General features: G+C 62.7%; 11 protein-coding genes. 2 read left to right on the top strand and 9 right to left on the bottom strand.

What is annotated here, in order from left to right:
* The first annotated feature begins 147 nt into the window (after positions 1–147).
* A complete protein-coding gene (locus tag BBF93_RS07460; RefSeq protein WP_114105497.1) occupies positions 148–762 on the top strand; it encodes a hypothetical protein in 615 nt (204 codons plus the stop codon).
* Positions 763–1,004: 242 nt separating this feature from the next.
* Complete coding sequence (locus BBF93_RS07455; RefSeq protein ID WP_051612326.1) at positions 1,005–1,793, top strand: FadR/GntR family transcriptional regulator; 789 nt, start codon at positions 1,005–1,007, stop codon at positions 1,791–1,793.
* A gap of 5 nt (positions 1,794–1,798) precedes the next feature.
* On the opposite strand, the gene dld is transcribed toward BBF93_RS07455, so the two are convergent.
* The 9 genes from dld to BBF93_RS07410 form a co-directional block, all read right to left on the bottom strand.
* Entirely contained in the window at positions 1,799–3,487 is a 1,689-nt protein-coding gene (dld, locus tag BBF93_RS07450; RefSeq protein ID WP_114105496.1) for a D-lactate dehydrogenase, read from the bottom strand.
* A 178-nt stretch (positions 3,488–3,665) separates the two neighbouring features.
* Entirely contained in the window at positions 3,666–6,134 is a 2,469-nt protein-coding gene (locus tag BBF93_RS07445) for a TonB-dependent receptor domain-containing protein (protein ID WP_114105495.1), read from the bottom strand.
* A gap of 213 nt (positions 6,135–6,347) precedes the next feature.
* Positions 6,348–7,250 (bottom strand): FAD:protein FMN transferase, encoded by a 903-nt coding sequence (locus tag BBF93_RS07440; RefSeq protein ID WP_157532688.1) that lies wholly within the window; start codon positions 7,248–7,250, stop codon positions 6,348–6,350.
* Positions 7,251–7,318: 68 nt separating this feature from the next.
* Complete coding sequence (locus tag BBF93_RS07435) at positions 7,319–8,134, bottom strand: DUF4198 domain-containing protein (protein WP_035595584.1); 816 nt, start codon at positions 8,132–8,134, stop codon at positions 7,319–7,321.
* 36 nt (positions 8,135–8,170) lie between these two features.
* Positions 8,171–8,686, bottom strand: coding sequence for a DUF2271 domain-containing protein (locus BBF93_RS07430; protein ID WP_035595586.1), 516 nt, complete (start codon positions 8,684–8,686; stop codon positions 8,171–8,173).
* Between the two features lie 10 nt (positions 8,687–8,696).
* Complete coding sequence (locus BBF93_RS07425; RefSeq protein WP_370454421.1) at positions 8,697–9,263, bottom strand: PepSY-associated TM helix domain-containing protein; 567 nt, start codon at positions 9,261–9,263, stop codon at positions 8,697–8,699.
* A 301-nt stretch (positions 9,264–9,564) separates the two neighbouring features.
* Positions 9,565–10,917 (bottom strand): efflux transporter outer membrane subunit, encoded by a 1,353-nt coding sequence (locus BBF93_RS07420; protein WP_035595588.1) that lies wholly within the window; start codon positions 10,915–10,917, stop codon positions 9,565–9,567.
* A gap of 5 nt (positions 10,918–10,922) precedes the next feature.
* A complete protein-coding gene (locus BBF93_RS07415; protein ID WP_035595590.1) occupies positions 10,923–12,860 on the bottom strand; it encodes a MacB family efflux pump subunit in 1,938 nt (645 codons plus the stop codon).
* A 36-nt stretch (positions 12,861–12,896) separates the two neighbouring features.
* Positions 12,897–14,273 (bottom strand): efflux RND transporter periplasmic adaptor subunit, encoded by a 1,377-nt coding sequence (locus BBF93_RS07410; RefSeq protein WP_233349311.1) that lies wholly within the window; start codon positions 14,271–14,273, stop codon positions 12,897–12,899.
* Positions 14,274–14,421: the final 148 nt, after the last annotated feature.

The following is a 14,421-nucleotide window of genomic DNA, read 5'->3' as shown; positions in this document are numbered from 1 at the left end:
CTTCCATCGGGGATCTGACGGCAAATCAGGCCTCCTTATCCGCCTGCCTTCCGTAGCGGGCAGACTTTGCGGCATGATCACCAGCCGCCCTTCCTCTGCGCCCCGGCGCCCCGCCCACCCGGCAAGGCCGTGTGGGTCGCAGCGCGCATGGTGCTCCTTATGCTGATGGCAACGGCGGCCTGGGCGCGGCAGATGGCGCCGGGCAAAACCCGTAACGGCGTCCTGCGTTTTGCCGCCGCGCGCACGCGCTGGCTGGAACATATCTTCCGCTGCCTGCTGATCGTGCTGCGCGCCCGCCCGGCGGCGGCCAACCCCGTCCCCTTTGTGGTAAGCCGCCCGCTAGCCCCCGGCGGCCGCACGCGCCGTCCGCGCCGCGCCTCAAAACAGCTTTCGCTCAGCCTCTGGAGCCTCGCCCGGGGCTTTGAGCAGGCCGGCAAGGCCGATCCCCTGCTGGAAGACTGGAAGGCACGCCAGGCTCGCGCGCGCCCTGCGGCGCGCCCCCTTCTGCCGCGTCCCGGCCCCGCCCTATGTCCGGCTGATCCCGCCGCCCTGCTCGAAGCGCGCCTCGCCGCGCTCAAGGCCGTGCTGGATGATCCTCACCCCCATGCCGCCCGTATGGCGGCCATTCTGAAGGCGGCCGGCCTCTGCGCGCGCCGCCTCAAGCCCGTCATCCCGAATGGCGAAATCTGGGCGTTCTTCAATCACACTTCTGCCCACGCGCCCGCCGCTCCGTCTTCGGGCCTGCGCGCGGATACATCCTGACGCCGCTGCAGCAAATCCGCAGTCAGTTGCATTTGCCGGCCACGCCACTCGCGTTTTCCGGGCAAAGCTGCTGGCCGCAACGCCCTTCCACCTTCCCTTGCGCCACCTCCGGCTAAACTCACAGAGGAGTTGACTGGATTAACCATCGCAGCGAAAGGACACCGCCAGAACCAAGGGGCGCGCTGTCTCTGCCGGAAAGCCCGGCAAAAGAGGCTGCACGGGTTAGAAAGTCTGGACGGGGAATGAACACCAAACAGTTAGCAAATGGCCCGGCGGAAACCCCGCAGGCCACTCAGCCGCAAGCGGTCCGGAAGCCGCGCGAAAAGGGCGCCCTGAAGGTTGCCCGCGAAATCGTCCGCCATATCCATGAGGAGCGTATCGCCGCTGGCCAGAAATACCTCTCGGAGGCCGAAGCGCTGGAGAAATACCGTGTCGCCCGCGGCACGCTGCGCGAAGCGCTCCGTTATCTCCAGATCCAGGGGGTTCTGGAAATCCGCACAGGCCCCAATGGCGGCCACTTTGTCGCCTTTCCTCATTGGGAAAGCCTCGCTTCCACGATGGCGCTGCTGCTGCAGTTTTCCGATGCCACCATCGAGTCGTTGATCGAGGCCCGGATCGCCATCGAGCCCGGCATGGCCGCCCTGGCCGCCCAGCGCGCCACCCCGCAGGACATCGCAGAGATGAATGCCCTGCTCGATGAGCTCAGAGCCAATCTTGGTGACTATGATGCCTATTACGGGCTCTATCTGGAGTTCTGGGAGCAGATGACGCTTTCCGCCCGCAACCCGTTGTTCCTGTTCCTGTTGCCCGCTTTGCGCCGCATCACCTGGACGGCCGGCATCCGCCCGAACGAAGCCCAGCGCGAAGCTGCGCTTGATGGCCTCTGCCTCATCCGGGATGCCATCGCAGCGGGCGATGAAGGGCTCGCCGCCAAAACCTTGCGCAGCCTGGAAAGGCTATACCTCACTACGATGCGCGCGGAATATCCCCGCGAAATCGCACGGCCCATCCTCTGGCACGAGCATCGCTGAAGGCCTCAGCGCCAGTTCTTGAGCCGGGATGTCTTGCCGATGCCGGGATTGAGCGAGTTGGTGGGATCCAGGTCGCGGTAAAACTCTGCCAGCGCGGGTTTGGCTTCGTAGAGATGCCCCACATTATGCTCCGCCGGGCATTCGGCCCCGCGTGAGGTGTAATGGCGCAACATCCCGCGCTTGAAGACTTCGGCATCTGCGTCCTTCTTCAGGATGAAATCCTGATGGAACACATGGCAGAAATAATGTCCGTAAACGAGGGTGCGGTCCACCATCTCCCGAAGGTGGTCGGGCAATACATACCACCAAACCTTGTCGTTCCGGCGTAGCGCCACATCCAGCGCAACCAGTCCGCCAGCGGAGCTTCCACGCAGCAGGGCATAACGGATGGCCGCGCCCGCCGCCACGAAGCGGTGCAGGAAAACCTTCCGCCCCTCGCGCGGACTGCATTCATTCACCTCGCCCCTTTCTGCGGGTAGCCTGGCAGCCAGAAGCTCGCGGACGGCATCCACCTGCTCCCCATCCACCCGGATCAGTAGATGATGCTCATAGCGCGCGCCCATCTGGCGAAACCGGTCCGGCAGATGCTGCGGCGCCAGCCGGCTCAGCCATTGCAGCGTCCGGTCGCTGACATGCAATCCGCCAAACCCCATCCGCACCGCCAGCCCGTCCACCGCTGCCTTCAGCCGGAAAAGCATCGGCAAACGGTCAACGCCCAGCATCCGCACCGCCAGGAATGTATCCTTCCCATAGCGCTCTGCCATACGGAACACATCGCGGTGCATGTATTCTGCCGCAATCGGAACCAGCGCCGCATCCTTCAGCATCCGCCGGCGAATATCGCTCAACACCGTCGGATCGTCCGTCGCCAGATGGAATGCCCTGCAGTCCACCGGCTTGGGAAATGTATCCAGCCGCACGGCAAACACCACGACCCTGCCCGCGCTTCCGCTTACGCCCTTGAGGAAGCGCGGATCGGCGTTGTACCGCGCAGGGCTGGCAGCATCCACTTCGCGCACATGGTCCACATAAGCCTTTGCCGAACAGGCGCGCTCATGCATATCACTCAGCACACGCGCAAAATTTCCGCGCTCCAGATTCTCCAGCTGTTTCTCCGGGTCCCGGCCCAGTTCGATACCGAGTTCGTTTACCAGCCGCAGGTCGCCTGTCTCGTCAACCCGCGCATAGATTGCTGCCTCGGTATAGGCAGGCCCCCGCCGCACCAAAGCGCCGCCGGAGCTGTTGCAAACCCCGCCCTGCACCGATGCGCCCAGGCAGGATGATCCGATCTCGGAATGTGGCTCCCGGTTAAGCGGTCTGAGTTCCCGCTCCAGTTCGAACAGCGTCGCGCCCGGAAGGCAGACAACCTGCGCCCCGGCATTGAGCATATGGATGCCCTTCAGCCGCATCGTGTTGATCACCACCACGCCGCGGTCATACACGCCGTCGGGCGTAGACCCGCCCGTCAGCCCTGTATTGGCGGCCTGCATGATGATGATCCGGCCTGCCCTTACGCAGGCCCGCGCTATGCGCCAGAGATCAACCAATGATCCGGGCAGCACGACCGCAACCGCCCGCCCCTCTCCATGCCGGTATCCCGTCACGAACCGCCGAATTCCCTGAGCGCCGGTATGCACATGCCCGGCACCAGCAATCGTCTTCAAATCTCGAATCAGGGCGGCATCTGAAATCATGCCGATTTGTTATCATCAATAATTGTACAGGCATCCACGAGACTGCAAAACTGCCAGTGCAATGACGCCGGATCAGCAGAATTCCCCAGAAAAACAACAGGCACCCGCGATGTACGGGTGCCTGCCGGGAATTCCGGAATGATGATGCTGAAGAAAGCGAAGCGCTTTTCCGCCCCCCTCAGAAGCTGAGATTGACGCTCACCCAGAAACTGCGGGCCTTGTCCTTGTTGTTGTAGTCGTCCTCGGTCGAAAGGCTCCAGCTGCCATCGCCATTGTCGGTGAAGCTATACTGATACGAGGTGAAATCCTCATCCAGCAGATTGTTGACACGCCCACTCACCGTGACCCGATCATTAAGACGATACTGCGCGCCCAGATTATAGACGACATAATCCTTGTAGTAGAGATGCTCGCCGGTAACGCTGCTGACGCCGCGATACCGTTTGGAGCGCAGCTCCGAGGAAAGCTGTGTACTGAACTTGTCGGTAACGCTCCAGTCCAGTGTGGCGTTGGCCATATGCTTGGCCGTGTTGGTCAGCGGTTGGCCGGCATTGGCGCCGCTTTTCTGCTCACTGTCGGTATAGGTGTAGTTGCCGCGTAGGCTCAGGCTGTCGAAGATCATGTACCGGCCGGCGATCTCCGCCCCTTCGATCACCACCTTGTCGATGTTCACCGTCTTGCTGCTGTTGGCATAGCCGAGATCGGCATAGTCGCCCGCGCTGACACAGCTGAGCGCAAGGCTGCCACCGCAGGGCTGGGAAGCGATCTTGTCCTCGAACTCATTGCGGAAGATCGTCGCGTTGAAATTGTGACCGCCAGAATGCTGCCAGTAGACAGCCAGTTCGGTGCTGGTGCTTGTTTCCGGCTTCAGGTCCGGGTTACCAAACATCGGTGAAGTGCCCTGCCCGCCGAAGCCGACGACACCGGCATAAAGCTGGGTCGTTTTCGGCGTTTTGAAACCCGTGCTCACACCGCCCTTCACCGTCAGGCTGGGGGAGACAGTGTAAACGCCGTAGAGGCGCGGGCTGACATGATCGCCGAACACCTCATGATCGTCATAGCGCACGCCGCCCGTGATCGCGAAGGGAGCAATCGGGGTCCAGGTGTCCTCGACGAAGAGGGAATACATATTGTGCTCCTGAGCAGCGCCCGAGCGGCCCTCCTCAAGGCCGAACACGCCATCTGTCAGTTCACCCTGGATCACCTGGGTGCCAACGACGACGATATGCTCCCCGGCATACTGGAACGGCATGTCGAGCTTGGCATCAAACGTGTACTGCGAGCTTTCCAGCGTCCGTTTCGAGCGCGGCAGGTTGGCGAGAAGCGCCGTATATTGATCTGCCGTCAGATTAGCCTGCATGAAAGCGAGTTTGGCTTCTTCAGACTGGTTGTTCCAGGCGTTGACATTGGCAAAGCCGGTGCCTGCGGTCGGGCAGAAACCATTGCCATTCACTGTGCCGCCGGCATTGGCGCAGGCCACGTTCCACAGGCCCTGCAGCGCCTGGCGCTCATCCACGCTGAAAGGCAGTGTACGGCCATTATTGTTCGTTTCGATATAGGCGAGCGAAACAAAGCTCTTGCCGAAACCCCAGCTGCCATTGTGCGTCAGAGCCCAGCTGTCGCGGGTAAACTCCTGCGTTTCGGAATAGCCTGCGCGCGGCTCAATCCGGCCGGTGCTGCCGATCCGGAGCATGGCGCCGTAATCATCCACAGTGCCGAGCGGGTATTCGAGAGCGCCCGAAGAAGTCACGGTGGGCGTGTTGTCATAGTCCTGCTTGGAGCCGTCAAAATCGAAGCTGAGGGTCTGGTTTTCAGCAATCAGCCAATCAAGCGTGAAGCCATAGCTGATATTGGTGTTGTCCACGGTCTTGCCGCCGCCGCCGAAACCGAGGGATCGGGTCTGCACCACTCCGGCGGGGTCGGTCACGGGTGCGTATTCCGGATTGGAGGCTTCCCGGTCATACCAGCTGCCCCGGCCGCTGAGGTTGAGCTTGCCAGGAACAAGCGGGCCAGAGACGAAAAGGTCGGCCGTCGTGTCATCGCCGAAATCGTCGTTCGACTGAAAACTGCGCCCCACCGTGGCCGAGCCGCTCCAGCGATCGAGCGTTTTCTTGGTGATGATGTTGATCACCCCGCCGAGGGCATCAGACCCATAAAGCGTGGACGCCGGACCGCGGATCACTTCGATCCGCTCAATCGTGTCGAGAGGCGGGATATGGTTGAACTGGTTACCGCTAAAGCTGTTTGGATAGATATCGCCATGATTGTTCTGGCGTTTGCCGTCAATCAGGACCAGGGTGTAGTCAGATCCCATACCCCGCATACTGATGGTTTTCTGTCCGGTCTTGTCGGAGGTTTCGCCAACATCCACCCCTTCCAGATCGCGGACCGCGTCGATCAGCGTCATATAGGGACGTTCTTTGAGTTCCTCGTCGGTGACGATGCTGATGCTGGCCGGAGCGTCGACGAGCTTCTGTTCGAAACCGGTCGCGGTAACAACGATTTCATTGAGGCGCATCAGGCGTTCGGCGCCTGCATCATCTTCGCCGGCCGCAACTTCTGTTTGGGCAATGGCAGTCTGGCCAGAGAGAACGGCAGCGAGGATAGCGCCGCTGAGAACGGCTTTCCGGGCGAGATAGGATTTCATGGCAGACCCCTGCAATTGAGAATTAGTCTCAATCTCCCTATAGGGGCGGGCCGGAAGACTCAAGTTTAAATGACTATCATTCTCAAATATTAAGTCCTATTTTTTCAACGCACTATGCTCAGTTTTGGATAATAGTGGATATTTGTCCATTTTGACGCAGGTAGGCTGGCCGCGCAAAATTGCCCTCCGGCCTTTGAAAGGCCCCTCGCCTCTTCAGTCTTGCCAATCCGCGAGACGGGCTGAAGCGCGCGCGGGAGCGTCGCGGTATTGAGCGAGAACGGCGAGCCCCAGACGGTCTGCCAAGACAAGGGCGGCCGCATCGCCCATGGCAAAGAGGGCCGTCGCCCAAGCATCCGCCAGAGCGCAGGTTTTGTCGATCACGGAGAGGCTGGCGAGGTCACCGAACCTGCAGGCTCGGGACACAGCGGGGACAATATGGGACAGCGTGTGACAATCCCGGACAATCTGCTGACGATAATCGCCAGACGTGGCTACGCCGTGGCTTACCAGGGCGAGCCGCCAGGGCGCCTCCCCCGGTGACGGGTTTTCCAGATCGACCCACCAGGGAGAGCGGTCCGGCTTGACGCCCCGGCCCACAAACTCACCGCCGATCTCGACAAGGTATTGGGTGATGCCGAAACGCTCCAGTGTGGCGGCCATCTGGTCGACCGCATATCCTTTGGCGACGGCGTTGAGATCGAGCGTCACGCCGCCCGGCTGGTAAAGGCGGGCAGGCTCCGGCAAGAGCTGATCCCAGATGACGGGGCCATGCGCCCTGCCCTCTTCTCCGGCGCCGATGCCGGCGGGCCCAAAGCCCCGGCGCATCACTTCGCCGCCCAGGCAGGGATCGAGCGCGCCGCCGCTGGCCCGCGCGACGTCCAGCGCAATGGCCATGACTTCCGTAAACGGAGCATCGATGGACAGGCTTTCACCGGGGGTGAGGCGATTGTAGCGGGAGATGAGAGAGAACGGCTCCCATGGGCTCATCGAAGCGATCATGCGGGCAAAGCCAGCCTCAAGCGCAGCCCTGACGGTTTCTTCCGGCAGGCCCGGCGCGGAGCACCAGCTGGCCGACCAGTTTGTGCCCATCGTCTGCCCCTGAAGGCGCAGGCCCATAAAAGCATCCGGCCGCGGCGTAATCTCGCCGCGGCCGAAATCGTCTGGGATCAGGAGGCGAACCTCACTCAAAGAGGCAGAGCCTCGAAGGTGAAGACGTAGCTGGAGCGAACCTGGATTTCCTTGCCGTTCAGCATGCCCTTGCCTTCGCTGTCGGTGCTGAGCCAGTAGGCGCCCGCTTCTTCCGGCGTGAATTTGATCGTGCCGGTGGCGTCGGTGGTGAGTTTCAGGCCGTCCTCGGAATTGCGGTAACGGTCGCTACCCCGGATGATGTCGACCTCGATGCCCGCAGCCGGCTTGCCATCCATCAGCAGCTGGAACGTCACTTCTTCGCCGGCGAACACGTCGTTGGGATGGGTGACCGGCTTCAGTTCAAGGCCGGTGCCTTCAGTAGCGAAGACCGTGGTGGTGGGAGAGCCGAGGGTCACGAAAGTTTCGATGCGGCGCACATTGCCCGACACCTGAACACCGGGCTTGGCTTCGATGGCTTCGGATTTCAGTGTCTCGGCATTGCCGCGCCAGCGCTTGCGCTCGCCGCCCTCTTCCCAGCTGGCCATGTAGCCGGCGCCGCCGGAGGAGATGCGGTAGGTGCCTTCCTTTTCCAGCGCCACATCGAACACCGAGCGGTATTTGCCAGACGCCTTGTTCTGCGCTTCCACCGGTTTGCCATCCGGGCCGAAGACGGTGACCGTATCGAGGTTCATCGCGTGGTGGTTGGGATAGAAGAGGTTGTTGGAGATGGCGCCATCCACCGTCACCCACTGGTTTTCGCCGGAAAGCGTGAAGGATGACGGCAGCATCCAGGCGCGGTGGGCGCTGGCAGAGCTGGCAATGGTGAGCGCCAGGGCGGCGACGGCGCAGGCTTTGAGAAAGGTCGGTTTCATTTCGTGACTCCCGTGATGGTGTTGCCCGGCTGGGCACTATTTGCCCGCAAGGCGGAGGGTGACTTTGCCGAGTTCGCGCTCGCCCGCGGCGGTCTGGGCAGCGCCTTTCAGCGGCCAGGTGAACGGCACGCTGACGAGTTCGCGGCCACCAACTTCGCGGGCGGCTTCCACGACAAGCTGGTAGTTTCCGGGTTTCAGGTCTCCGAAGGGGCCTTTGTCCGTTGGCAGAACGATTTCGTGGGTGCCTGGCGCCTTGGTGGGGCCGGACACGCCGTCGACCGGCATGGAAAGCTCGCGGCCCGTGCGGCGCCACCATTGGCGGATGTCCTTCAGCCAGGTTTCGCCCTTGCCCTCACCTGTTTCGCCGGCCTGATACCAGACGGCGATATTGGAGACGACCGAGTGATCGGGATTGGCAATCCAGATGGCGACATAGGGGCGGTGATATTCGGCCACATCAAGGCGGGGAATGCCGACTTCGATGGAGACATCCTCCGCCATCGCCTGCCCGGTAAGCAGGGAGAGACCGGCAATTGTCAGAACTGTACGCATACAGAGCACCTCATATGTGAAGGAAGAAGAGAAGGATGACGACGGGAATGGCGAGCCCGCCCAGAACGAGCGGCCATGTGGATCCGCGCCGCTGGGAATGGATCTGGAGAAGCCACAGGCCCGTCATGCAGAAAACGATACAGGCAACGGCAAACACATCGAGGAACAGCGACCAGATGGCCCCGGCGCTGCGCCCTTTGTGCAGGTCGTTCAGATAGGAGATCGGGCCGCGGGAGGTGACTTCGTAAAGCACGTCGCCGGTTTCCCGGTCGATGCTGAGCCAAGCATCACCGCCGGGGCGCGGCAGGCTGATATAGACGTCTATATCGGTCCATTCGCCCTTCTTGCCAGAGAGATCGGCGCCGAGCTGGCGCCGGATTTCGGCGGCGGCCTCAACGGGCACGGTGGCGCCGTCCGCGATGTCGATCTCAGACAGAAGCGCAGCGAGGGCAGCTTTGGAGAGGACCATCTCCACCTCCTCCACCTTCGGCTTGGCGGGGATCTGGTGGGCATGGTTGAGGGTGATGCCGGTGAGCGCAAACAGCAGCATGCCGATCAGGCAGATGGCGCCAGACATCCAGTGCCAGGTGCGCGCCTGCCGCTTCCAGAAGGCATAGGTGGACCACTTCTCCAGATGGCGGAGAGGTGACTTGCTCCAGGCGGAGGAAGAGCGTGCGGCGGCGATAATCTGTTTCAATGCGGAAGGCCCGAACCCTTGGTGATCTGAGACAGCCAGTGCCCGAGTTTATCCGCAATTGCAAGTCATTCTCATGTGCAAAATTGCATTTGTGCAGGGTGTCGCAGAGGATTTGGGCAGCCCTCGTCCCTACCCGCTCAGGCGCGCATCTGGCTGGGCCTTCCGGGGCGGAGCTGAGGGCTCAGTAGCCGCCGCCCACCGCGACGTAGAGGTTGATGGCGGCTGTCAGACGGTCGAGCCGGCCGAGGACATAGGTGTTGGCCGCATCGAAATAGTTCTGCTGAGCGTTCAGAAGGCTGGTGAGGTCGCCCGTGCCCGCCTGATACTGGATTTCAGCGGCGCGCAATGCTTCCTGGGCCGCATCCCGGGCGATGAGAAGCTGTTCCTCCCGCGCGGCATTCGCCTCTATCGCCTTGAGGCTGACATCGACGTCGCGCAGCGCGCTGAGGATCGACTGGCGATAGGCGGCGAGTTGAGCTTCGCGGCGGGCCTGCGCGCTTTCCAGCTGGGCATCGAGGCGGCCGCCGGAGAAGATCGTCTGCGCGACGGAGGCCGACAGCGAACCGATGAGATTGGTGCCGCCGGTCAGCGCGGTGGAGAGCCCTGCCCCGAGATCGATACTGGGGAAGAAGGCTGCGCGGGCGGCGTCAATGTTGGCATTGGCGGCGCGCAGGCTGGCTTCGGCCTGCATCAGGTCTGGCCGGCGCAGCAGCAGGTCTGACGGCAGGCCCGGATCGGCCGTGGGCAAATCAATGGTCAGCACATCGGACTGCGGCGCGGTATATCCCTGCGGGACGCGGCCGAGGAGGATAGCTAGGGCGGTTTCCTGGCTGGTGATCTGAGATTCCAGCTGCGGGATGCGCGCGCGGGCATTGGCCAGCTGGGCCGACTGGCTGGATACATCAAAGCCGGAGATCGTGCCGGCCTCGTACCGCACCCGGACGATTTCGAAGATGCGTTCGGAGATTTCGAGGTTGCGCCGGGCGACGGCGAGCTGTTCGCGGGCAGAGAGCAGGTTAAACCAGCCAGCGGCGACATCTGACTGGACCGTCAGCTCCAGCGCGCGCTGGGAGAAGACGGCGGCATCAAGGTTGGCGAGCGCGGCATTGCGGCTGGCTGCGTTGGCGCCGAACAGGTCGAGCTGGTAGCTGGCCGAGAGGCGGGCACTAGCATCCACATCATCGAGGCCTGCCTCGGTGTTGCTGCTGGATGAGAGACTGCCGCTGGCCTGCGGAAGGAAGGCGGCGTTGGCCGTCTTCAGCGATGCACGGGAGGCATCGACATTCGCAAGGCCCTGGGCCAACGAATTGTTGGCCGCGAGCGCCTCGGTGATGAGGGCATCGAGATCAGCGGAGTTGAAGCCTGCCCACCAGGCCTGTTCCGGCGCGCTGAGGGCGGCAACTTCGGCGGCATAATCATAGCCATCGGGCATGGTGACGCCGGCCTCCGTGGCAGTTTCCCGCTGGATGGGGTTGATGCTGGCGCAGCCTGCGAGGGTGAGCGCGGAAGCGGAGATGAGCAGCGTGCGGATCATGAAAACTACTCCGAAGCGAGCGCGGCGACAGGGTCGAGGCGCGATGCCTTTCGGGCTGGCAGAAGGCCGAAGACGAGGCCGGTGCCGAGCGCCGAGCTGAAGGCGAGGATGGCGGGAAGCGGGGTGACGGCGACGCTCATGCCGGACTGAGCCAAGATGAAGACAATGCCGAAGCCGATGGCGACGCCAGCGATGCCGCCGAGGCCGCCGACGACGAGGGATTCCACGATGAACTGGGTGAGGATATCTGACCGCCGGGCACCGGTGGCCATACGCACGCCGATCTCGCGGGTGCGTTCAGACACGCTGACCAGCATGATGTTCATCACACCGATGCCCCCGACCAGCAGCGAGATGGCCGCGACAGAGCCGAGCAGGATGGAAAAGGAGTTCTGCGTTTCCTCGACCGAGGCGAGGATGGAGGCGGTGTTGCGGATCTGGAAATCTTCCGTGCCGTGACGGGCAAGCAAGAGCGCCTGCGCTTCGGCTTCCGTTTCGGCGATGCGCTTCGTATCATCCACGGCAATGGTGATCGAGGAGAGGTAGCTCTGGCCGAAGAGGCGCATCATGCCTGTGGTGATCGGGATCAGGGCGATATCATCCTGATCCTGGCCCCAGGAGGAAGCGCCTTTGGATTCGAGGATGCCGGCTACCTCGAACGGCGCGCCGCCGAGGAACACATATTGGCCAACGGCGCTCTCGATATCGTCGAAGAGATTGCCCGCGGTGGTGGTGCCGAGGACGACAACGCCCATGCGGCGGTCAACGTCATCCTTCTCAAAGAAGGTGCCGTGGAGCATGTCGCGGTTCTGGGCGATGGGCCAGGTTTCCGAAACACCCTCGATGGAGCTGGAATAGTCCTTTCCGCCATTGCGGAGGGTGGCGCTGGTGGAACGCGAGGGCACGGCAGCAAGGATGTTTTCGAGTTCACCGAGGGCCTGGGCGTCTTCCAGTGTCAGCGTGGCAATCGCCCCGCCGCGCATCCGCGTGCCGGGGGCGCCGGGGCGGACGAACAGGAGGTTTGGCCCCATCGACTCAAACCGCGCCATCACATCTGCGCGGCTGCCCTCCCCGATGGCCAGCATGGCGACCACGGCCGAGACGCCGATCACCACACCGAGCAGCGTGAGCGCTGTGCGGAAGAGATTGGCCCGCAGTGAGCGGAACGCCATCTTGACCGACTCTACCACCTGAGCCAGCGGCGACGGGCCTTTCCTGTCGTAGCGATACTGGGGCGCTTCTTCGGCAGCGGCCTGATGATTGCCGGTATCGGAGACGATCTTGCCGTCGCGGATCTCGATCACCCGCTTGGCGCGGGCGGCAACTTTCTGATCGTGGGTGATCAGGATGATGGTGCGGCCGGAAGCGTGGAGTTCCTCCAGCAGATTCAGGAGATCGTTACTGGAGCCGGAATCGAGCGCGCCGGTGGGTTCATCGGCGAGGATGACTTCAGCATCATTGACCAGCGCACGAGCAACGGCGACGCGCTGCTGCTGACCACCGGAAAGCTGGCCGGGTTTGTGGTGGATCCGCTCGCCCAGGCCAAGCTTGGCGAGGAGGCCTGCGGCCTTCTCCCGCCGCTCAGAAAGCTTGAGGCCCGCATAGACAGCGGGGATTTCCACATTCTCCGATGCCGTGACGCTGGCGAGCAGGTTGTAACGCTGGAAGATGAAGCCGAAAGTCTGGCGGCGCAGGGCTGCGAGCCGGTCCGGATCAAGATCAGATACATTCTGTCCACGGATAGAATATACGCCGGTGGTTGGCCGGTCGAGACAGCCGAGCATGTTCATCAGCGTCGATTTGCCGGAGCCGGACTGGCCGACGATGGCGACGAACTCGCCCGTCTCGATGGTCAGCGAGACGCCGTCCAGTGCGCGGACTTCGGTATCGCCGGACCCGTAATAGCGGGTCACATCTTTCAGTTCGATCAGAGGAGGAGTCATCAGGATACCTGCTGCCTGCGGGTTACCGGGTTGGGCCTACATACGGCCCGGCGGCGGCCCCATCGGCCCCTGTTGCGCGCGCTGCTGCGATTGGCTGGTTGCGGCAGTGTTTCTGGCCGACACTTCGCCCGTCACAACCGTCTGCCCCGGCTCAAGCCCGAAAAGAATTTCGGCCTGGGTGCGGGTTTTCAAACCAACAAGCACAGGGCGCGGACGCGGCGTGCCGTCTGCCCCCATGATGAGGACAGTGGCGACTTCGGCATCCGGATACGCGTTGCGGGCTTCCATGAAGGCGCGGCGCTGGCTGTCATCCTGCGGCGGGCCACCGGCGCGCTCGCTGGCTTCAGCCTGCATCATGCCTCCGCCGGTACGGCCTTCCCGCGCGCCGCCCTCGGCACGCTCGCGGCCACCTTCACGGTTCTGCCCCTGCGGGCGCTGGCCGCGCTGGGGGGCGGACTGCAGCGCCGTTACCGGCACGAGCACGGCATCCCTGGCAGAGCCGGTGATGAAGAAGACCTGAGCGGTCATCTCCGGCTTCAGCAGATTGTCCGGATTGGCGATGTCGAGCATCGCCTTGTAGAGGACCACATCGTTCAGCACTTCCGGCGTGGGCAGGATCTGACGGACCGAGGTTTCCCAGCGGCGGGTAGAATCTCCCAGCGTCGAGAACCACGCCGCCTGCCCCGGCTTCACTCGCAGGACATCGGCTTCGGACACATCGGTCTCAACCGTCATGATTGTGAGGTCAGCCAGCGTCAGGATGGTGGGTGCGGTCTGGTTGGCGTTGAGCGTCTGACCCTCCACCGCTTCCAGAGACACGACTGTGCCGGAAATCGGGGCATAGATGTTTGTGAATTCCAGCGTGGCCTGCTGGGCGCGCAGGGTGGAACTCTGGCGGGTGATCTGGGCCTCGATTGCCTCGAGCCGGCCGATAGCGATGGTGTATTCGGCCTGCGCGCTTTCAAAGTCGGCACGGGCGATGGCGTCATTTTCGAACAACATCTTCGCACGGTCTGCATTTGCCTTTGAAAGCTCCAGGGAAGCTTGCTGCTGCCGGCGGCTGGCCCGCAGTTCCAGAAGCTGGGCCTGGCTGCCTTCCACATTCGTTTCGGCGATGGTGGCGTCGATGCGTGCCAGAAGCTGTCCCTGCTCCACAAGGTCGCCTGCTTCCACCAACAGTTCAGTCAACTGGCCGGAAACCTGCGCGCCGACGGCGACGGTATCTTTCGGGGCCACCTTGCCGGCTGAGGAGATCGACACCTCAATATCACCGCGCGTGACCTCGGCGGTCTGGTATTCGGGGGCTTTCTCACCGCCCCAGATGGCCTGCCAGGCCAGCCACGCAGCCAGCACGGCGACAGCGGCAATAATGATCCAGGTCCAGCGGGTTTTCAGCAGATGGGTCTTTGACATGGAGGCTCAGCTTCAAATGATTTCTCTGGGCTTTAACGCGGGCCCGGCGGTATTCCGTCGCGCGCAACTGCCAGAAGTCTGCAATTGTGTCGCTGGTGTTCGCGCCATAGCCGATTTCACCTGAGATTTTATTGTCACGAATGCGGGA

It is taken from the genome of Hyphomonas sp. CACIAM 19H1 (assembly GCF_003325995.1).
In the GTDB taxonomy this organism is placed as follows: domain Bacteria; phylum Pseudomonadota; class Alphaproteobacteria; order Caulobacterales; family Hyphomonadaceae; genus Hyphomonas; species Hyphomonas polymorpha.
Note: the sequence above shows the minus strand (reverse complement) of the source record. Positions and strands in the feature narration are given on the sequence as shown.

Coding starts and splice junctions, on each gene's coding strand:
- BBF93_RS07455 (WP_051612326.1), top strand. CDS start 1,005: ATGAACACCAAACAGTTAGCAAATGGCCCGGCGGAAACCCCGCAGGCC.
- BBF93_RS07445 (WP_114105495.1), bottom strand. CDS start 6,134: ATGAAATCCTATCTCGCCCGGAAAGCCGTTCTCAGCGGCGCTATCCTC.
- BBF93_RS07460 (WP_114105497.1), top strand. CDS start 148: ATGGTGCTCCTTATGCTGATGGCAACGGCGGCCTGGGCGCGGCAGATG.
- BBF93_RS07430 (WP_035595586.1), bottom strand. CDS start 8,686: ATGCGTACAGTTCTGACAATTGCCGGTCTCTCCCTGCTTACCGGGCAG.
- dld (WP_114105496.1), bottom strand. CDS start 3,487: ATGATTTCAGATGCCGCCCTGATTCGAGATTTGAAGACGATTGCTGGT.
- BBF93_RS07420 (WP_035595588.1), bottom strand. CDS start 10,917: ATGATCCGCACGCTGCTCATCTCCGCTTCCGCGCTCACCCTCGCAGGC.
- BBF93_RS07440 (WP_157532688.1), bottom strand. CDS start 7,250: ATGGGCCTGCGCCTTCAGGGGCAGACGATGGGCACAAACTGGTCGGCC.
- BBF93_RS07410 (WP_233349311.1), bottom strand. CDS start 14,273: ATGTCAAAGACCCATCTGCTGAAAACCCGCTGGACCTGGATCATTATT.
- BBF93_RS07415 (WP_035595590.1), bottom strand. CDS start 12,860: ATGACTCCTCCTCTGATCGAACTGAAAGATGTGACCCGCTATTACGGG.
- BBF93_RS07425 (WP_370454421.1), bottom strand. CDS start 9,263: ATGTCTGGCGCCATCTGCCTGATCGGCATGCTGCTGTTTGCGCTCACC.
- BBF93_RS07435 (WP_035595584.1), bottom strand. CDS start 8,134: ATGAAACCGACCTTTCTCAAAGCCTGCGCCGTCGCCGCCCTGGCGCTC.